This window comes from Arthrobacter sp. NPDC058097 (genome assembly GCF_042884885.1).
Classification (GTDB): Bacteria; Actinomycetota; Actinomycetes; order Actinomycetales; family Micrococcaceae; genus Arthrobacter.
On the sequence record NZ_JBHVSZ010000005.1, the window covers coordinates 329902 to 350012 of the forward strand.

Annotated in this window: 14 protein-coding genes; 11 read left to right on the forward strand and 3 right to left on the reverse strand. The window is 68.8% G+C overall.

From position 1 onward, the window contains the following. The first annotated feature begins 49 nt into the window (after positions 1–49). Together pheS and pheT are read left to right on the forward strand one after the other, a co-directional pair. Positions 50–1111, forward strand: a complete 1062-nt coding sequence (gene pheS / locus ACFVTE_RS11480; RefSeq protein WP_387100439.1) for a phenylalanine--tRNA ligase subunit alpha — start codon at positions 50–52, stop codon at positions 1109–1111. Positions 1112–1113: 2 nt separating this feature from the next. Beyond that, positions 1114–3657, forward strand: coding sequence for a phenylalanine--tRNA ligase subunit beta (gene pheT, locus ACFVTE_RS11485; RefSeq protein WP_387100443.1), 2544 nt, complete (start codon positions 1114–1116; stop codon positions 3655–3657). Between the two features lie 89 nt (positions 3658–3746). Here pheT and ACFVTE_RS11490 read toward each other — a convergent pair whose 3' ends face one another. The 3 genes from ACFVTE_RS11490 to ACFVTE_RS11500 all read right to left on the reverse strand — a co-directional run bounded on the left by ACFVTE_RS11490 (position 3747) and on the right by ACFVTE_RS11500 (position 10200). Next, positions 3747–5096 carry a M1 family metallopeptidase gene (locus ACFVTE_RS11490; RefSeq protein ID WP_387100445.1) on the reverse strand — a complete coding sequence of 450 codons (1350 nt, stop codon included), beginning with the start codon at positions 5094–5096 and terminating at the stop codon, positions 3747–3749. A 30-nt stretch (positions 5097–5126) separates the two neighbouring features. Continuing rightward, on the reverse strand, positions 5127–9071 hold the full coding sequence (locus tag ACFVTE_RS11495) for a Pls/PosA family non-ribosomal peptide synthetase (protein ID WP_387100544.1): 3945 nt from the start codon (positions 9069–9071) through the stop codon (positions 5127–5129). A 163-nt stretch (positions 9072–9234) separates the two neighbouring features. Beyond that, positions 9235–10200: a quinone oxidoreductase family protein gene (locus ACFVTE_RS11500; RefSeq protein ID WP_387100448.1), complete on the reverse strand. Its 966-nt coding sequence runs from the start codon at positions 10198–10200 to the stop codon at positions 9235–9237. A gap of 166 nt (positions 10201–10366) precedes the next feature. Between ACFVTE_RS11500 and argC the strand changes: the two genes are divergently transcribed. The 9 genes from argC to ACFVTE_RS11545 all read left to right on the forward strand — a co-directional run bounded on the left by argC (position 10367) and on the right by ACFVTE_RS11545 (position 20107). Beyond that, positions 10367–11398, forward strand: coding sequence for an N-acetyl-gamma-glutamyl-phosphate reductase (gene argC, locus ACFVTE_RS11505; protein ID WP_387100451.1), 1032 nt, complete (start codon positions 10367–10369; stop codon positions 11396–11398). Next, positions 11395–12561, forward strand: coding sequence for a bifunctional glutamate N-acetyltransferase/amino-acid acetyltransferase ArgJ (gene argJ / locus ACFVTE_RS11510; protein WP_387100454.1), 1167 nt, complete (start codon positions 11395–11397; stop codon positions 12559–12561). The genes argC and argJ overlap by 4 nt, the downstream gene beginning before the upstream one ends. Positions 12562–12610: 49 nt before the next feature. Beyond that, positions 12611–13570 carry an acetylglutamate kinase gene (gene argB / locus ACFVTE_RS11515; RefSeq protein ID WP_387100456.1) on the forward strand — a complete coding sequence of 320 codons (960 nt, stop codon included), beginning with the start codon at positions 12611–12613 and terminating at the stop codon, positions 13568–13570. After that, entirely contained in the window at positions 13567–14871 is a 1305-nt protein-coding gene (locus ACFVTE_RS11520; RefSeq protein ID WP_387100459.1) for an acetylornithine transaminase, read from the forward strand. The genes argB and ACFVTE_RS11520 overlap by 4 nt, the downstream gene beginning before the upstream one ends. Continuing rightward, on the forward strand, positions 14868–15875 hold the full coding sequence (gene argF / locus ACFVTE_RS11525) for an ornithine carbamoyltransferase (protein WP_387100462.1): 1008 nt from the start codon (positions 14868–14870) through the stop codon (positions 15873–15875). Before ACFVTE_RS11520 ends, argF begins: the two co-directional genes overlap by 4 nt. Continuing rightward, the gene (locus tag ACFVTE_RS11530) at positions 15875–16411 is read left to right on the forward strand and encodes an arginine repressor (protein ID WP_387100464.1); all 537 of its coding nucleotides are present in this window, start codon (positions 15875–15877) and stop codon (positions 16409–16411) included. Before argF ends, ACFVTE_RS11530 begins: the two co-directional genes overlap by 1 nt. A gap of 109 nt (positions 16412–16520) precedes the next feature. After that, positions 16521–17726: an argininosuccinate synthase gene (locus ACFVTE_RS11535; RefSeq protein WP_387100468.1), complete on the forward strand. Its 1206-nt coding sequence runs from the start codon at positions 16521–16523 to the stop codon at positions 17724–17726. Positions 17727–17752: 26 nt separating this feature from the next. Further along, entirely contained in the window at positions 17753–19216 is a 1464-nt protein-coding gene (gene argH / locus ACFVTE_RS11540) for an argininosuccinate lyase (protein ID WP_387100545.1), read from the forward strand. 117 nt (positions 19217–19333) lie between these two features. Continuing rightward, entirely contained in the window at positions 19334–20107 is a 774-nt protein-coding gene (locus tag ACFVTE_RS11545) for a maleylpyruvate isomerase family mycothiol-dependent enzyme (RefSeq protein WP_387100471.1), read from the forward strand. The last annotated feature ends 4 nt before the right edge of the window (positions 20108–20111 follow it).

Here is a 20111-nt window from a genome sequence, read left to right on the forward strand (position 1 = left end):
CGGCTGCACCGGCCGCTGGCACCACCCGACTCGTAGCTAAGAACAGTAGATGACTGAAACTTTGCCGGGCGCCGCCGTCCCGAACCCTCTGGATGAAACCGCCATCAACGCCGCCGTGGACCAGGCCGTCGCCGCCATTGCCGGCGCGTCCACGCTCGATGAACTCAAGGCAGTGCGCCTGGCCCACACCGGTGAGAAGTCACCGCTGAGCCTGGCCAACCGAGGGATCGGAAGCCTGCCCAAGGACCAGAAGGCCGCCGCCGGCAAGCTCATGGGTTCCTCGCGCGGCCGTGTTAATAAGGCGCTCGCGGACCGCACCACCGAGCTCGAAGCGGAGAACGACGCCCGCATCCTGGTTGAGGAGACCGTGGATGTCACGGCAGCCCCGCGCCGCCGCAGGGCCGGAGCCCGCCACCCGCTGTCCACGCTGCAGGACCGCGTCGCGGACATCTTCGTGGGCATGGGCTGGGAAATCGCCGAAGGCCCCGAGGTGGAATCGGAATGGTTCAACTTCGACGCACTGAACTTCAAGCCGGATCACCCGGCCCGCGAAATGCAGGACACGTTCTTCGTGGAGCCGCCGGAAGCACACCTGCTGATGCGCACCCACACCTCGCCGGTGCAGGTCCGTTCCATGCTGGAGCGGGAGCTGCCCATCTACGTGCTGTGCCCGGGCAAGGTGTTCCGCACCGACGAGCTCGATGCCACCCACACCCCGGTGTTCCACCAGTTCGAGGGCCTGGCCATCGACAAGAAGCTCAGCATGGCTGACCTCCGCGGAACCCTGGAGCACTTCGCCCGCCAGATGTTCGGCGACGAAGCCCAGATCCGGTTGCGCCCCAACTACTTCCCGTTCACCGAGCCGTCCGCCGAGCTGGACATCTTCCACCCCGGCGCCAAGGGCGGCCCGCGCTGGATCGAATGGGGCGGCTGCGGCATGGTCAACCCCAACGTCCTGCGGGCCGCCGGCATCGATCCGGACGTCTATTCAGGTTTTGCCTTCGGCATGGGCATCGAGCGGACGCTCATGTTCCGCAACGAGGTCGGCGACATGCGCGACATGATCGAGGGCGATGTACGTTTCAGCGAGCACTTCGGGATGGAGATCTAACAGTGCGTATCCCACTTTCCTGGCTGCGTGAATTCGCGCAGGTACCGGCCGGAGCCACGGCCGAAGACGTCATGGCGGAACTCGTCAAGGTCGGCTTCGAAGAGGAAACGGTCCACCGCCCCACGGACGCCCTGCGCGGACCCGTAGTGGTGGGCCAGGTCCTGAGCCTGGTCAAGGAACCGCAGTCCAACGGCAAGACCATCAACTGGTGCCAGGTCCGCGTTGTCCCCGAGGGGCAGGAGCAGACCCTCACCGGCAAGGGCATCGATCCGTCCGGCGTGCAGGGCATCGTCTGCGGCGCCCACAACTTCGTCGAGGGCGACAAGGTGGTTGTTACCCTGCCGGGTGCCGTCCTGCCCGGCGACTTCCACATCTCGGCACGGAAGACCTACGGCCACATGTCCGCAGGCATGATCGCATCAGTCCGCGAACTGGGCATCGGCGAGGACCACGACGGCATCCTGGTGCTTTCCCGGATCGGCCTGGACCCCGAGATCGGGACCGACGCCATGGAGCTGCTCGGCCTTTACGACCAGGCCGCCGAAATCAACGTGACCCCGGACCGCGGCTACGCCTTCTCCATCCGCGGTGTGGCCCGTGAATACGCCCACGCCACCGGGACCGTGTTCACGGATCCCGCGTCGAAGGTCAACGCCCCGGCCGTCCTGTCCGGTGGCTACGGCGTCAAAATCAACGACGACGCGCCGATCTACGGCAAGCCCGGCTGCGACCGCTTCGTGGCTCGCACAGTCCGCGGCGTCGACGCCACCAGGCCCACGCCGCCGTGGATGTCCTCAAGGCTTCGGTTGGCCGGCATCCGGTCCATCTCCCTCCCCGTGGACATCTCGAACTACGTGATGCTCGAACTCGGCCAGCCGCTGCACTTCTACGACCAGGACAAGCTGTCCGGCGACATCGTGGTGCGCCGGGCCGTGGCGGGGGAGAAGCTGACCACCCTCGACGGCAAGGAACGCTCGCTCGACCCCGAGGACCTGCTGATCACCGACGCCTCCGGCCCCATCGGCGTCGCCGGCGTCATGGGCGGCGCGTCCACCGAGGTCTCCGACGCCACCACTACCGTCCTGATCGAGGCGGCCCACTTCGAGGAAGTCTCCATCGCCCGGTCGCGCCGGCGCCACAAGCTCCCGTCCGAAGCCTCCAAGCGCTTTGAACGCGGCGTGGACTGGCAGGTCGCCAACATCGCGGCCCAGCGCGCCGTCGACCTTCTCGTGGAACTGGCCGGCGGAACCGCCGACGACGCGGGCACCGACGTCGGAACCGCCCCGGACCCGGTGACCATCGCGCTGCCGGCTGAGTTCCCCGCGGCCCGGATCGGCATCGACTTCACCGAAGAGCAGATCGTCACGTCCCTTGAGGACCTCGGTGCCGTTCTGGACAAGACAGGCACCGGCTGGACCGTCACGGCGCCGAGCTGGCGGAACGACCTGGAAACCAAGGAGGACCTCTCCGAGGAAGTGGCCCGCCTGGTGGGCTACGACCAGATCCCCGCGACCCTGCCGGTGGCGCCTCCCGGCCGCGGCCTGACCCGGGTGCAGCAGCAGCGCCGCCGCCTGGTCCAGGCGCTGGCTGATGCAGGACTGACCGAGGTCCTGGCCTACCCCTTCGTGTCGAAGGCCGCCAACGAGACGTTTGGCGTGGCCGAGGAGGGTGCGCCCCGGACTGCGGTCAAGCTTGCCAACCCGATCAGCGAGGAGCACGGCTACCTGCGCACGTCGGTGCTGCCGGGCCTGCTGGAAATTGCCAAGCGCAACCACTCCCGCGGCTTCCGCGACCTCGCCGTCTTCGAAGCCGGCCTGGTCTTCCTGCCCGGTGACACTTTAGGCACGCCGTCCATTCCTCCGCTGGGCGTCAAGCCAAGCGATGAGGTGCTGGACGCGCTGTACAACGGCGTTCCGGACCAGCCGCTGCACGTCGCCGCCGTCCTCACCGGCCATGATTCGCCCGCCGCCGCCGGCCATGCTCCGCGGCTGTGGGACTGGGCCGACGCCCTGGACATCGCCCGCCTGGCCGGTGACGTCCTTGGTGTGGAGCTCGTGGTCACCCAGGGCCGGCACCAGGCCTTCCACCCGGGCCGCGCCGCGCAGCTGTCGCTGCGCTCCGGCGAGGTGGTGGGCTACGCCGGAGAGCTGCACCCCAAGCTCCTGGCTGCGAACGACATGCCGGCACGGTCCGTCGCGCTGGAACTCAACGCGGACGCGCTCTTCGAGGCGGCGGCCGACGTCGTGGTGGCCCGCCACATCTCCACCTTCCCGGTGGCGACGCAGGACGTCGCCCTCGTAGTGCCGCAGGACGTCCCCGCCGACGACGTGCTGGCAGCGCTGCGTGAAGGCGCCGGTGAGCTGCTCGAGGATGTTGCCCTGTTCGACGTCTACGCGGGGAAGGGAATCGAGGACGGCAAGAAGTCGCTCGCCTTCGGCCTGCGGTTCCGCGCCACCGACCGGACACTGACGGCCGACGAGGCATCGGAGGCGCGGGAACGCGCCGTCGCCACCGCCGCCGAGCGGTTCGGTGCCGTCCAGCGCTAGACCTGGCATAAAGGAAGACCACGCCGTTTGGCGTGGTCTTTCTTTATGCCCGGAACCGGATGCCCGGAACCTTTTTTGCCGGACGTACTTTACGGCAGCGGCGGCAGGTCTTCCTCGTAGAGCCAGGGATGCAGCAGCGATTCCGTGTCCAGCCCCGTGACACGGTCGGCCGTGAGGATGAACTCGGGCGTCGACACGGACCGGTGGGCGTGCGTTCGGGTCCATTCCTGCAGCAGCGCGAAGAAGGCGAGGTCGCCGCAGCGCCGGCGCAGGGCGTGCAGCGCGAGGGCACCGCGCTTATAGACCCTGTCGTCGAACATCAGCTCAGGTCCGGGGTCACCCACCAGCAGGTCCTGCGCGTCTGCGTTGAGCCGCTGCCAGGCCCCACGCGCCCGCTCGTGGGTGGACATGACTGCGGCCTCCTCGGACCAGATCCACTCCGCGTAGCAGGCGAAGCCCTCGTGCAGCCAGATGTCGCTCCAAGTGCCGAGGGTAAGCGAGTTCCCGAACCACTGGTGGGCCAACTCATGCGCGATCAGCCGTTGTGACTCCCACCCCGTATCCAGGTGGTTGCGGCCCAGGATGGACAGCGACTGGGCCTCGAGCGGAATTTCCAGTTCGTCGGCGGTGACCACCACCGTGTATTCCGGGAACGGATACGGGCCGAAGCGGCTCACGAAGGTGCTCATCATGGCTTCCTGCCGGGCGAGGGCGGCCTCCGCCCGGGCCACCAACTCCGTCGGCGCCGCAACGAACTGGGGCACGCCGGCCGAGTCCGGCAACCTCACCAGCCCGTACCGGCCGATCTGGATGGTCGCCAGGTACGTTGCCATCGGTTCACGCTGCTCATAAACCCAGGTCTCGCGGCTGGACCGCACAGTTTGCCCCACCAGGAGCCCGTTGCACACGGCGCGGTAGCCGGCATCCGTGGTGACGGAAATGCGGTAACTGGCCTTGTTCCGCGGATGGTCATTGCACGGGAACCAGGACGGCGCCCCGTTGGGCTGGCCGGCCACGAGGACGCCGTCGGTGAGCTCCTCCCAGCCCACCTCGCCCCACAGCCCCCGCCGCGGCTGCGGGTTGCCGTCATACCGGATCTCGAGGCTGAATTCGGAGCCCGCCTCGAGGGGCTGTTCGCAATGCACCACGAGCTGTTCCGCCCGCTGCGTGAACCTCCGCACGCGGGTCCCGTTCAGCTGGATCTTCAGGGCGCGGAGGCGGGCCATATCCAGTACGACGGCGGACGTGCGGCGCTCCGCCACAGCGGCCAGTACGGCGCGGCCGGACAACCTGTTGCTAGCCAGCCTGTAGTCCAGCTCCAGTTCATAGTGCACAACGCGGTAGGCGTCCGTTCCATGGCCCGGGACGTAGGGGTCGCCGGTGGCCGTGGCGCCGGCGGAGAGGACGGCGGCCGGGCCGGGCGATTCTCCGGAGCTCATTCTGCGTGCAACTTCCTTAGCTATGGTGGGCTACTTAAGGCGGGGCGCCGGAACGGCGGGCCCGGTCCACGGACTCACCGGATTCCCCATCCAGTACGTCCCGGCCGGAACGGTCTCGCCGCGCATCACCAGGGACGCCGGGCCAACGGTGCCGCCCTTGCCGATCCTCGCCTGCGGCAGAATCACGCCATGCGGGCCCATCGTCGCCCCGTCTTCGAGACTAACAGTGTCGATGCTCATGATGCGGTCGTGGAAGAGGTGGGTCTGGACTACGCAGCCGCGGTTGACGGTGGAGCTGGCGCCGAGGGTCACGAGGTCCGCCTCGGGAAGCCAATAGCTTTCGCACCACGTGCCCCGGCCGATCTTGGCGCCAAGGGCCCGCAGCCACCAGACGAGGGCCGGGGTGCCGCTGGCGGACCGGGCGAACCACGGGGCACTCACCATTTCGATGAAGGTATCCACCACTTCGTTCCGCCAGATGAAGGAGCTCCACAGCGGGTGTTCGCCGGCCTTGATCCTGCCCACGAGCAACCACTTCGCCGCCACGGAGGAGGCCGCCGCCACCCCGCCCGCGATCAGCAGGACCACGCCTCCGAGTGCCGCTGCCGCACCGTAACCCAGGGCGGTGGCGAGCCAGTCGAAGACGAGCAGCACGCCAAGGGCCAGGCCCACCGTCAGGGTCACCGGCACGAACCGGCACAGCTCCCAGAGGCTCCTGGCCAGCTTGAGCCTCGCCGGCGGCCGGAAGGTGCGGGTGCTGTCCGATGCCACCGCTGTGCGCCGCAGCCTGACAGGAGGGCTGCCCAGCCAGGACGTGCCTGACTTGGCCTTGCCCGGCGTCGCCGAGAGGACAGCGACCAGGGAGTTCTTTGGCACGCTGCGCCCGGCGGCGGTCATGCCGGAGTTGCCAAGGAAGGAGCGCTTGCCGATTTTGGCGGGTGCGATGTGCATCCAGCCTCCACCCAGCTCGTACGGGGCCACCATGGTGTCGTCGGCGAGGAAGGCACCCTCGCCCACCGTGGTCATGCGCGGCAGCAGCAGGACGGTGGAGGCCTCAACATTCTTTCCGACCTTCGCCCCCAGGAGCCTCAGCCAGACCGGTGTGAACAGGCTGGCGTATATCGGGAACAGGAGGTCTCGTGCCATGTCCAGCACCCGCTCGGTGGCCCAGACCTGCCAGCCGACGCGGCTACGGACCCGGTAGTAGCCCTCCTTCAGGCCGAGGCCCAGCAGCCTGGTGGTGACCAGGATCAGCAGGATGTTGGTGAGGAACCAGGTCAAGGCGGCCAGAGGGAGAGATGCCAGCACCTGCGGCACGGCATTGAGCAGTGAGTCGTTGCCCCTGATGAACAGGAAGACCACCAGGGCTGCGGCCACGGCTGAAGCGTAGGGAATCAGGGCGAGGACGGCGGACGCGCCAGCGAAGGCCGTGAACCAGAGCCTCCCGAAAAGGGAGCTGACCGGCTGGCCGGCGGGCCAGTCCTGTTTGGCCTTGCCGCGCCGTTGTGCCGGGGAGCCGGCCACCAGCTGGCCGGCCTTGACCTTGCCCAGCACGGCGGAGCCCGGTTCCACCTGGCCGCCGGCACCGACGCTGGCCCCAGGCATCAGGGTGCTGCGGGCTCCCACGGTGGCGTCGGCTCCGACGTGGATGTGGCCGATGCGGACGATGTCGCCGTCGATCCACCAGCCGGACAGGTCCACCTCGGGTTCGATGTTGCAGCCGCGGCCCAGGGTGAGGAAGCCCGTCACCGGGGGAAGGGAGTGCAGGTGGATGTTGCTCCCGATCTTGGCGCCAAGGGCCCTCGCGTAGTAGGGCACCCAGGGGGCGCTGGCGAGGCTGACGGCGCTGGCCAGGTCCTGGATCTGTTCGGCCAGCCAGAGGCGCAGGTGCACCTTGCCTGCCCGCGGGTAGTTCCCCGGCCGCACGTTGCGGAGCAGGAGGCGGGCGGCGGCAACGGAGATGGCCATCCGTCCGGGCGGGCTGACGAAGACCAGCCAGGACGCGGCCACCCACCACCAGGACACGGTGGGTGCGGCCGTGAATCCGGCAAACGCGGACAGGACGTTGTTGGCGGCCATCAGGTAGGTCAGCCAGCGCATGCCCGCCAGAATGTGCAGCGGTATGCCCATGAGGGTCTGGAAGACCTGCGACTTCAGGGCTGTGGGGCGAACCGGACGTTCCGGAGCCGGGCCGGCGGAGACGCCGTCCGGCAGGGACTGGCGGGCTGCCTCGATCAGCGCGCCGATGCGCGGGGTGGCGTAGATGTCGGCCACGGTGATGGTGGGGTAGCGGACCCGGAGCGCGGAGACGAGTTGGGCCGCAGCCAATGACCCGCCGCCGTGGGCGAAGAAGTCCGCGTCCAGGCCGGCGACGCTGCTGCCCAGGATGGCCTGCCACTGGTCAACCACCCACTGGGCATCCTCCGGCAGGTTCAGCGGCGCGGCGTCCGCGGCGGCGGCGCCGGCACCAGGCAGCGGCCAGGGCAGCGCGTGCCGGTCGACTTTGCCGCTGGTCTTGGTGGGCAGGGTGTCGACGACGGTCAGCATCGGGATGAGCGGAGCGGGCAGTGTGGCGGACAGCAGTTCACGGAACGCGGCCAAATCCAAAGCGGGCCGGCCGGGCGCGGAGTCCGTCCCGCCGGCAGGAGCCAGGTAACCCACGAGGACCTGGTTGCCGGCCGCCGTCGTGCGGACTGCGGCGGCGGCGCCCGCAATGCCAGGGAGCGCTTGCAGGGCAGCGTCGATCTCACCGAGTTCGATCCGGCGGCCGCCGAGCTTGACCTGCTCGTCGGCGCGTCCCATGAAGATCAGGCCGGCCCGTTCGAAGCGGACCAGGTCGCCGGACCGGTAGGCACGGTCCCAGCCCAGCGAGGGCATGGGGGCGTATTTCTCCGCGTCTTTCGCCGGGTCGAGGTAGCGGGCCAGTCCCACGCCGCCGATGATGAGCTCGCCCACCTCGCCCTCGGCGACCGGGACGCCGTCGGAATCGACCACCGCCAGGTCCCAGCCGTCCAGGGGGAGCCCGATCCTGACCGGGCCGGTCCGGCCCAGGGGAGCGGCACAGGCCACGACCGTTGCCTCGGTCGGTCCGTAGGTGTTCCACACCTCGCGGCCGTCCACTGCCAGGCGCTCGGCCAGCTCCGGCGGGCAGGCCTCGCCGCCGAAGATCAGCAGCCGCACGTTCTCGAGCGCCTCTGCCGGCCACAGCGCCGCAAGCGTGGGAACGGTGGAGACCACCGTGATGCCGTGGTTGATCAGCCACGGCCCTAGGTCCATGCCGGTGCGGACGAGGGCCCGCGGGGCAGGCACGAGGCACGCGCCGTGGCGCCAGGCCAGCCACATCTCTTCACACGACGCGTCGAAGGCCACGGACAGTCCCGCGAGCACGCGGTCTTGCGGCCCCACCGGTTCGTCCTGCAGGAAGATGCGGGCTTCAGCGTCCACGAACGCGGCCGACGAGCGGTGCTGCACTGCGACACCCTTGGGCGTCCCGGTGGAACCGGACGTGAAGATGACCCAGGCGTCGTCGTCGGGCGCGGCCGGGCGCGGCGCGGGGTGGGGGTGCGGCCGCTTGTGGTCAGTGACGATCTCGCCGTTGGCCCGGAGAATGCCGGCCACCCGCGCCTCACCGAACACCAGCTTCGCCCGTTCGTCCGGATCGTCCGCGTCCACGGGCACGTAGGCGGCGCCGATCAGCAGGATGGCAAGGATCGCGACGTAGAGCTCGTTGGTTCCGGAGGGAATCCGGACGCCGATCCTGTCTCCCGCTCCCAGGCCGGCCTGGTGGAGCCGCCGGCCCTCGGCCTTAACCGCGGCCAGGAGCTGGGCGTAGCTCAGCGAGCGGCGGCCGTCGTCGAGCGCGGAAGCATCCGGGAAACGTGCCGCGGTGTCCGTGAGGATGTCCACCAGGGTCCGCTCCGGCGGGGCGGCGGCAGCGCGGGGCAGCTGCGCTGCATAGACCTGGGCCGGGTACACGTCCTCTGCCGCCGGTCTGCCGGCGGCAGAGGGTGCGGTCGTGTCCAGGGTTCTCGGCGGGGGCTCAATCACGGCTGGATTCTCCCTCAGCAAGATGAACGGAAGATGACAAAGTTTCCCCTGCGTTAATCCGGGACCGCAGTGTTAGGGGACCGCCGACCGGTCAGGGGACCAGCAGAACCTTCCCGGTGGTGCGCCGGGCTTCGAGGTCCTCGTGTGCCTTGCGGGCCTCGGCCAGCGGGTAGATCGCACCGACGCGGACATTGAGGCTGCCGTCGGCCGCGGCGCCGAAGATTTCCGTGGAGCGCCAGTGCCGTTCCTGCGGATTGCCGAGGAAATGGGCGAGCGACGGCCGCGTAAGGGTCAGCGAGCCACCGGCATTGAGCCGCTGCGGGTCCACCGGCGGCACGGGGCCGGACGCCGCGCCGAAGAGCACCAGCGAACCGCGGGTGCGCAGGCTGGCCAGCGAGCCGTCGAACGTGTCCTTCCCCACGCCGTCGTACACGACGTTCACGCCTGCACCATGGGTCAGGTCCCGGACGGCGTCGGTGAACCCGTCGTAGCGCAGCACCTCGTCTGCGCCCGCGCCCCGGGCCAGCGCCTCCTTTTCATCGGTGGAAACGGTGGTGATGACGCGGGCGCCGCGGGCCTTCAGGAGCTGGATCAGCAGCAGGCCCACCCCGCCGGCGCCTGCGTGGACCAGCACGTTGTGCCCGGGCTCAACGCGGAACGAGGAGTTGATCAGGTAGTGGGCCGTCATACCCTGGAGGGGGAGCGCTGCGGCGGTGTGGTCGTCCACGCCGTCCGGCACGGGCAGGGCCTTCGCCGCGTCCAGCACGGTGTACCCGGCGTAGCATGCGGTTCCCTCGGCCGTGGCCACCCGGCTTCCCACCGCGAAGTCCTCGACGCCCTCGCCGATTTCCTCGATGACGCCGGCTGCTTCGGATCCGGGGGTGAATGGATAGGCCACCTTGTAGGTGCCGCTGCGCTGGTAGGTTTCGATGAAATTGACGCCCGTTGCGGCTACCTTCACCAGCAGCTGGCCTGGGCCGGGGACGGGGCGGTCAATCTCCGTGAGTTCCAGAACCTCCGGTCCACCCGGCTGCCGGGCGACGATGGCGTGCGTCATGGGATTTCTCCTTTTCCGGGCCGGGACCTCCGGCACCCTTCCTCACCTCATCCTAGGGACCGGCGTGGTGGAGGCGAAGTCGGGCCGGAACCCGGCGTAAGGAGGCGCGGGCGCTCCATGCATAAATATCGGGACCTATGCATAGTCTTGCTGTATAGTCGTCTACATGACTATTTCTGTTGCCGTTTCCGGCGCCAGCGGCTACGCCGGCGGCGAAGTCCTCCGCCTCCTGGCCGGCCATCCGGACGTCACCATCGGAGCCATCACGGCACACAGCAACGCCGGTTCCAGACTAGGCGAACTGCAGCCGCATCTCCATGGCCTGGCGAGCAGGATTCTCGAGGACACCAGCGTGGAAAACCTGTCCGGGCACGACGTCGTGTTCCTGGCCCTCCCGCACGGGGCGTCCGCCGAGATCGCGGCCAGGCTCCCCGAAGGAACGGTGGTGATCGACGCCGGCGCCGACCACCGCCTCGAGTCCGCCACCGCGTGGGAAAAGTTCTACGGCTCGGACCACGCCGGAACGTGGCCCTACGGCCTGCCCGAACTGCCGGGCCAGCGCGAAAAGCTCAAGGGGGCCAGCCGGATCGCCGTTCCGGGCTGCTATCCGACGTCGGCGCTGCTCGCCCTCACGCCCGGCTTCGCCGGCGGCCTGCTCGAGGGGAACGACGTCGTCATCGTCGCCGCCTCCGGCACCTCCGGAGCCGGCAAGGCAGCGAAGGTCAACCTCATCGGCTCCGAGGTCATGGGCTCCATGAGCCCCTATGGCGTGGGCGGCGGCCACCGGCACACGCCGGAAATCGAGCAGGGACTGTCCAACGCCTCCGGTGAGCCGGTAACGGTTTCCTTCACGCCCACCCTGGCGCCCATGAGCCGGGGCATCCTCACCACCGCCACCGCTCGGGTCAAGCCCGGCGTCGGCGCCGAGGAGCTGCGGAGGGCCTGGGCGGAGGCGTACGACGACGAGCCGTTCGTCCACCTGCTGCCCGAGGGCCAGTGGCCCACCACCAAGTCCGTGCAGGGCTCCAACCACGCCGCCATGCAGCTGGCCTTCGACCCGCATGTCGGGCGCGTCATTGTCACGTGCGCCATCGACAACCTGACCAAAGGCACCGCCGGTGGCGCGGTGCAGTCCATGAACATTGCCCTTGGCCTGCCGGAGACCGCGGGCCTCAACCTGCAGGGAGTTGCCCCGTGACCGTTACCGCCCCCAAGGGATTCCGCGCCTCCGGTGTCACCGCCGGGCTCAAGGCCTCGGGCAACCCGGACCTCGCGCTCGTGGTCAATGACGGACCGTCCAAGGCAGCAGCCGCGGTCTTCACCTCCAACCGGGTGGCCGCAGCGCCCGTCCACTGGTCACGCCAGGTGGTCTCGGACGGCCGCGTCGACGCGGTGATCCTCAACTCCGGCGGCGCCAACGCCTGCACCGGCCCGCAGGGCTTCCAGAACACGCACACGACGGCGGAGAAAACGGCCGAGGTGCTGGGCCTCTCCGCCACCGACGTCATTGTCTGCTCCACCGGCCTGATCGGCGAGCAGTTGCCGATGGACAAGATTGTCCCCGGCATCGACGCCGCGGCGGCCGCCCTGAGCACCGACGGCGGTCCCGAAGCCGCCACGGCCATCATGACCACCGACACGGTGCCCAAGCAGGCGGTCTTCACCGGCGCCGACAGCGAAGGAAATGAATTCACCATCGGCGGCATCGCCAAGGGCGCCGGCATGCTGGCTCCCGGGCTGGCCACCATGCTGGTGGTGCTCACCACGGATGCCGACGTCCAGCCGGAACTGCTCGACCTCGCCCTCCGGGACGCCACGCGCGTCACCTTCGACCGCGCCGACTCGGATGGCTGCATGTCCACCAATGACACCGTGGTGCTCCTGGCCTCGGGCGCTTCCAAAGCTGTTCCCTCCAACGGGACCTTCGGCCAGGGCCTCACCCAGGTGTGCGCCGAGCTGGCCCGCAAGCTGATCGGCGACGCCGAGGGCGCCAGCCACGATATCGCCATCCGGACGTTCAATGCCGCCACCGAGCGCGACGCCGAAACAGTCAGCCGCGCCGTGGCCCGTTCCAACCTCTTCAAGGCCGCCATCTTCGGCAAGGACCCCAACTGGGGCCGCGTGCTGTCCGCCGTGGGAACCACCGACGCCGTGTTCGAGCCGGACCAGCTCAACGTGTCCATGAACGGGATCCAGATCTGCCAGAACGGCGGGATCGGCCAGGACCGCAAGCTGGTGGACCTGGAACCGCGCGAGGTGATCGTGGAGATCGACCTGCAGGCCGGCGGGGCGGAAGCCACCATCTGGACCAACGACCTCACGCACGACTACGTCCACGAGAACAGCGCCTACTCGAGCTAGCTCTGCCCGCTCAAGCCAGATCCGCCGGCAACCCTGGAGAACCAGCCGCATGAACACACAGACCCGCCAGTCAACGTCCATGAGTGATGCCCAGGACAAGGCAGGCACCCTCATCGAAGCCCTGCCCTGGATCCAGCGCTTCGCCGGAACCACCATGGTGATCAAGTACGGCGGCAACGCCATGGTCAACGACGAGCTGCGCCGCGCCTTCGCCGAGGACGTCGTGTTCCTCCACCACGTGGGGATCCACCCCGTGGTGGTGCACGGCGGCGGCCCGCAGATCAACGCGATGCTGGGCAGGCTCGGCATCGAATCGGAGTTCAAGGGCGGACTGCGCGTCACCACGCCGGAGGCGATGGATGTGGTGCGCATGGTCCTCACCGGCCAGGTGGGCCGTGAGCTGGTGGGGCTGATCAACTCACACGGGCCCTACGCCGTCGGCATGTCCGGTGAAGACGGCGGCCTGCTGCGCGCCGTGCGCACCGGCACCGTCGTTGACGGCGAGGAGGTGGACCTCGGGCTTGTGGGCGAGGTGGTCGGCGTTGACCCCGCCGGCATCGTGGACATCCTCGACGCCGGCCGGATCCCCGTGATCTCCACCGTCGCACCGGAGATCACCGATGCCGGTGACGGCGTGGCGGGAACCGCCCGCTTCCAGCCCACCGGCCAGGTCCTGAACGTCAACGCGGACACCGCAGCGGCGGCCGTGGCCTCCGCGCTGGGCGCCTCGAAGCTGGTTATCCTGACCGACGTCGAAGGCCTCTACGCCAACTGGCCGGACAAGTCCTCGCTCATTTCGTCTCTGACGGCCTCCGAGCTTCGTGACATGCTGCCGAGGCTCGAATCGGGCATGATTCCCAAGATGGCCGCCTGTCTCAAGGCGATCGACGAGGGCGTTGAACGGGCCCACATCGTGGACGGCCGGCTGCCCCACTCAATGCTTCTGGAAACATTTACGACGGCGGGCATCGGCACGCAGGTTGTCCCGGACGAGGAGACGAACGCATGAGCAATTTCGAACAATCCGCAGTCGTTGAGCAATCCTCGGTGACCGATCTGGTTGAAACGAGCGGCCACGCAGGTTCCGAATGGCTGGCGCGCTACTCGTCGTCGCTGATGGGTGTCTTCGGCACACCGCAGCGGGTGCTGGTCCGCGGTGCGGGCTGCCTCGTCTGGGACGCCGACGGCAAGGAATACCTGGACCTCCTGGGCGGCATCGCCGTTAACGCGCTGGGCCACGCCCACCCGTTCGTGACCTCGGTGATCTCGAGCCAGCTGGCCACCCTGGGGCATGTCTCCAACTTCTTCACCAGCCCTACCCAGATCGCCCTGGCCGAGAAACTGCTGGAACTGACTGCAGCGCCGGCCGGGTCCAAGGTGTTCTTCACCAACTCCGGCACGGAGGCCAACGAGGCAGCCTTCAAGCTTGCCCGCCGTAACTCCGGCACCGCCGCCGGGGAAGCCGGGGAGGCTGGGGAGGCTGGCGGGAAGCCCCGCACCCGGATCATCGCGCTCGAAGGCGCATTCCACGGCCGGACGATGGGCGCACTCGCGCTCACGGCGAAGGAAGCCTACCGCACCCCGTTCGAGCCCGTGCCCGGAGGCGTTGAGCACATTCCGTTCGGCGACATCGAGGCCCTGCGCAACGCCGTCGACGACACCGTGGCTGCCGTCTTCCTGGAGCCGATCCAGGGCGAGGCAGGCGTCCGGCCCCTTCCGGCCGGCTACCTGAAGGCTGCCCGCGAGTTCACCGCCGAAGCCGGTGCCCTGCTGATCCTCGATGAGGTGCAGACCGGCATCGCCCGTACGGGAAAGTGGCTGGCCAGCGAGGACGCCGGGATCGTGCCGGACGCCATCACCCTGGCCAAGGGCCTTGGCGGGGGTTTCCCGATCGGCGCGCTCGTCACGTTCGGCGAGAAGACGTCAACGCTGCTGGCCGCAGGCCAGCACGGCACCACGTTCGGCGGCAACCCCGTGGCCACGGCCGCGGCACTGGCGACGCTGCATGCCATCGAAAGCCAGCACGTGCAGGACAATGTCCGCACCGTAGGTGAGCATCTGCGGCAGGCGCTGGCCGCCGTCGACGGTGTCACCGAGGTGCGCGGCGAGGGACTGCTGATCGGCTTCGACCTGGACGCCGAGGTCGCCCCCGCCGCCGTGACTGCAGCCCTGGACGCCGGCTTCATCATCAACAGCCCCGGTCCCCGCACCATCCGCCTGGCCCCGCCGCTCATCCTGACCATCGAGCAGGCGGACCGTTTCCTGGCCGCCCTTCCGGCCATCCTGCAAACCGCAAAGGACGCACAGTGACCTCCACCGGCACCATCCGCCACTTCCTCAAGGACACGGACCTCAGCCCTTCCGAACAGGCGGAAGTCCTGGAACTCGCGGGCCGCATGAAGGCGGCACCGTACAGCGTCCAGCCGTTCGCCGCCGAAGGCAGCGGCCGCAAGACGGTTGCGGTGATTTTCGACAAGACCTCCACACGCACCCGGGTCTCCTTTGCCACCGGCGTGGCGGACATGGGCGGCAACGCCCTGATCATCAACCCGGGCGAGGCGCAGATCGGCCACAAGGAGTCCGTCGAGGACACCGCCAAGGTCCTCGAGCGCATGGTGTCCACCATCGTGTGGCGGACCGGCGCGCACTCCGGCCTCGTTGCCATGGCCGAAAACTCCAAGGTCCCGGTCATCAACGCCCTGTGCGACGACTACCACCCGTGCCAGCTGCTGGCGGACCTCCTGACCGTCAAGGAGCACAAGGGCGAGCTCAAGGGCCTCACCATGGCCTATCTCGGCGACGCCGCCAACAACATGGCCAACTCCTACCTGCTGGCCGGCGTCACTGCCGGCATGCACGTGCGCATCGCCGGTCCCGAGGGCTACCTGCCCGCGGCCGATATCGTAGCCGCCGCCCAGGAACGTGCTGCAGAAACCGGCGGTTCGGTCCTCATCACCACAGACGCGGCCGAGGCACTCAAGGGAGCCGACGTCGTCGCCACCGACACCTGGGTTTCCATGGGCCAGGAATCCGAAAAGGAGGCACGGATGCAGCTGTTCCGTGAGTACTCCGTGGACGAGGCCGCGCTGGCGCAGGCCGCCGGGGACGCCGTGGTGCTGCACTGCCTTCCCGCCTACCGCGGCTACGAAATCTCGGCCGGCGTGATTGACGGCCCGCAGTCGATCGTGTGGGACGAAGCCGAGAACCGCCTGCATGCGCAGAAGGGGCTCATGGCCTGGCTCATGCACCAGTCCGGGCTGGCATTCGTCGATGGGCTTTCCCCCGTTGAGGGCACCGGGGAGAGCACGTTCTAGTGTCCACCAACCCGGCGGCCCCCGGCGCGAGCCCGGCCACCAAGACGGCCCGCCAGGCGCGGATCACAGCGATCCTGACCGGCGAATCGGTGCGTTCCCAGGCCGAGCTCGCGGCGCTGCTCGCGGACGACGGCGTGCAGGTCACCCAGGCCACGCTGTCGCGTGACCTGGTGGAGCTTGGCGCCGTCCGCGTCCGGGGCAAGGAGGGCGTGCTGGTGTACGCCGTCCCCGGCGAAGGCGGGGAGCGGGCGGCCAAGAGCGGGGTCAGCCAGGAAATCCTCGACGCCCGGCTGGCGCGGCTCTGCGGGGAGCTTCTGGTGACGGCCGAAGCATCAGCCAACCTCGTGGTGCTTCGGACCCCGCCCGGCGCCGCGAACTTCCTCGCCCTCGCCATCGACCACTCCGTGATGCCCTCCATCCTGGGCACCATCGCCGGGGACGACACCGTGCTGCTCGTGGCCCGGGACCCCCTGGGCGGGCCGGAACTGGCAGCCCGGTTCCTGCAGCTCGCCGAGGAAGCCGGCGCGGGCCAATAGGGTCCGGCCCGATAGCAACCAACCCAGTAGCAACCAGCCCGGCAGGGTGCGGCAGCTACCTTCAAGACAAAACAAAAAAACAGAAACAAACAACTAAGGAGCATGTTCCGTGACTGAGCGTATTGTTCTGGCCTACTCAGGTGGCCTGGATACTTCCGTAGCCATCGGCTGGATCGGCGAAGCCACCGGCGCCGAGGTCATCGCCGTGGCGGTCGACGTAGGACAGGGCGGCGAATCACTGGAGACCATCCGCCAGCGCGCCCTGGGCTGCGGCGCCGTCGAGGCCTACGTGGCCGACGCGTCCGACGAGTTCGCCAACGAGTACTGCGTCCCCACGCTGAAGGCCAACGCCCTCTACCAGGGCCACTACCCGCTGGTGTCCGCCATCTCCCGCCCGGTCATCGTCAAGCACCTGGTTAAGGCCGCCCGCGAATTCGGCGCCACCACCGTGGCCCACGGCTGCACCGGCAAGGGCAACGATCAGGTCCGCTTCGAGGTTGGCATCCAGACCCTCGGCCCGGACCTGAAATGCATCGCCCCCGTCCGCGACCTCGCCCTGACCCGCGACAAGGCCATCGCCTTCGCCGAGGAAAAGGGACTGCCGATCGAGACCACCAAGAAGAACCCCTACTCGATCGACCAGAACGTCTGGGGACGCGCCGTCGAAACCGGCTACCTCGAGGACATCTGGAACGCCCCCACCAAGGACATCTACGACTACACCGCCACGCCGGAATTCCCGCCGGCACCGGACGAGGTCACCATCTCCTTCGAGGCCGGCGTCCCGGTAGCGATCGACGGCGTCAAGGTCACCCCGCTGCAGGCCATCAAGGAACTCAACCGCCGTGCCGGCGCCCAGGGCGTGGGCCGGATCGACGTCGTCGAGGACCGCCTGGTGGGCATCAAGTCCCGCGAAATCTACGAGGCCCCCGGCGCGATGGCCCTCATCACGGCGCACAAGCACCTTGAAGACATCACCATCGAGCGCGAGCAGGCCCGCTTCAAGGCCACCGTCGGCCAGCGCTGGGCAGAGCTGGTCTACGACGGCCAGTGGTTCTCCCCGCTCAAGCGCTCCCTCGACGCGTTCATCGAAGACACCCAGCGGTACGTCTCCGGCGACATCCGGATGGTCCTGCACGGCGGCCAGGCGGTCGTCAACGGACGCCGCTCCGAGACCTCGCTGTACGATTTCGACCTCGCCACCTACGACACCGGGGACACCTTCGACCAGTCCATGGCGCGCGGTTTCATCGAGCTGTGGGGCATGTCCGCCAAGGTTGCCGCCCGCCGCGACATCCGCGTCGCAGGAAAGTAGCCCCTGTGGCTGAGCAGAAGTCCGAAATGGGCCCACGAGCGCAGGGGTCCCCGGCCGAGCGAAGCGAGGTTGGGGTGCGCTCGGGGACCAACACCGGTGCGCTGTGGGGTGGCCGGTTCGCCGGCGGTCCGGCTGACGCCCTCGCGGCGCTGAGCAAGTCCACGCACTTTGACTGGCGGCTGGCCCGCTACGACATCGCCGGGTCCAAGGCGCACGCCCGCGTGCTGCACAAGGCCGGGCTGCTGGACGACGCCGAGCTCGACGGCATGCTTGATGCCCTGGCACGGCTGGACCAGGACGTCGCCTCCGGCGCCTACCTTCCGGCCGAATCTGACGAGGACGTGCACGGGTCCCTGGAACGCGGCCTGATCGAGCGCGCCGGAACCCAGCTGGGCGGCAAGCTGCGGGCCGGGCGGTCACGCAACGACCAGGTGGCCACGCTGGGCCGGATGTTCCTGCGTGACCACGCCCGGATCATCGCCCGTGGAGTGCTCGCCACCATCGACGCGCTGGTGGAGCAGGCCAAGGCACACCCCGGCGTGGCGATGCCGGGCCGCACCCACCTGCAGCACGCGCAGCCCGTCCTGCTCAGCCACCACCTCCTGGCCCACGTCTGGGCGCTGCTGCGCGACGTGCAGCGTCTGCAGGACTGGGACAAGCGCGCCGGCGTTTCGCCGTACGGCTCGGGTGCACTCGCGGGCTCGTCGCTGGGCCTTGACCCCGAGGCAGTGGCCGCGGACCTGGGTTTCTTCTCCGCAGTCCACAACTCGATCGACGGCACCGCCGCCCGCGATGTCTTTGCCGAGTTCGGCTGGGTGGCCGCGATGATCGGCGTTGACCTGTCCCGGATCTCTGAGGAAGTCATCTTCTGGGCCACCAAGGAGTTCTCCTTCGTCACGCTGCACGATTCGTACTCCACGGGGTCGTCCATCATGCCGCAGAAGAAGAACCCGGACGTGGCCGAGCTGGCCCGCGGCAAGGCCGGCAGGCTGATCGGCAACCTCACCGGCCTGCTGGCCACGCTCAAGGGCCTGCCGCTCGCGTACAACCGCGACCTGCAGGAGGACAAGGAGCCGGTGTTCGACGCCGCCGACACGCTGGAGCTGCTGCTGCCGGCTGTCTCGGGCATGATCGCCACGCTGAAGTTCAATGCCGAGCGGATGGAATCGCTGGCACCGCAGGGCTTCGCGCTGGCTACGGATATTGCAGAATGGCTCGTCCGCCAGGGCGTGCCCTTCCGCGAGGCGCACGAACTGTCCGGCGCGGCGGTGAAGCAGGCGGAGAGCCGCAACGTGGAACTGTGGGACCTGACGGACGACGAGTATGCCGCCATTTCGGAGCACCTCACGCCTGAGGTCCGCAGCGTCCTCAGCACGGAAGGGTCACTGAACAGCCGGAACTCCCAGGGCGGCACGGCGCCGGCCGCCGTCGAACGCCAGCTTGCCGCGCTGGAAGCCGAGCTCAACGGCGTCCGCGAGTACGCAGGCTAGCAGATCGCAAAGAGTGGGCCCCGGCGTGCGAGATTCCGTCGCGGGGGCCCACGCCGGCGAGGGCCCCGGCCTGAGCTTGCGAAGGCGGGGAGCCGGTGGGGAGTTTAGGATTGCGGCATGACTGCGATCACACCTGACGCTTTGCTCGCCGAGCTCCACAAGGCGGCCGACGCCGTTTCCTCCCTGGCTGCCAAACTCACCGAGGCTGACGTCCCGGCTCCCTCGGCACTGCCGGGCTGGACCCGCGGGCATGTCCTCGCGCACATCTCCGGCATCTCCAACGCGATGGCGCGGCAGCTCGAGTACGCCGCGCGCGGGGAAACGGTGGAACTGTATGACGGCGGCTATGACGGCCGCACGAAGGCCATCGAAATGAGCGCCGGACATGCGCTGGAACAGCACCGCGCCGACCTCGACTCGGCGCTGCAGCGGGCACTGCGTGCCTTCGATTCGCTGGATGAAGGGGACGCGGCTGCGGATACAGGCTCTGACGCCCGTGCTGGCGGCTGGCGCGCACCCATTTCCTACCGCGGGGGAGTGGTGCTGGACGGCGGCTTCGCGCTCTGGCGCGAGCTGGTGATCCACGCGTCCGACCTCAACACCGGCCGCGGCCCGGAAACGTGGAGCAGGCAGTTCTGCGAGCACCTGTTCACGTTCCTTGCCGCGCGCGTGCCCGAGGACCAAAAGCTGGTGCTGCAGCCTCTGGGCTTGCCTCGCGTGACAATCGGGACCGGCGGCCGCTCCACGGTGGTCAGCGGAATGGTCACGGACATCGCCGCCTGGCTCGCCGGACGGGAACCGTCGCTGGGCAGCCTGCGCGCCTCGGCCGCTGCCGACGACGTGGACCTGCCGGAACTCCTGCCCTGGCCATCCGGGGTTCCGGCGAAGTAGCGCC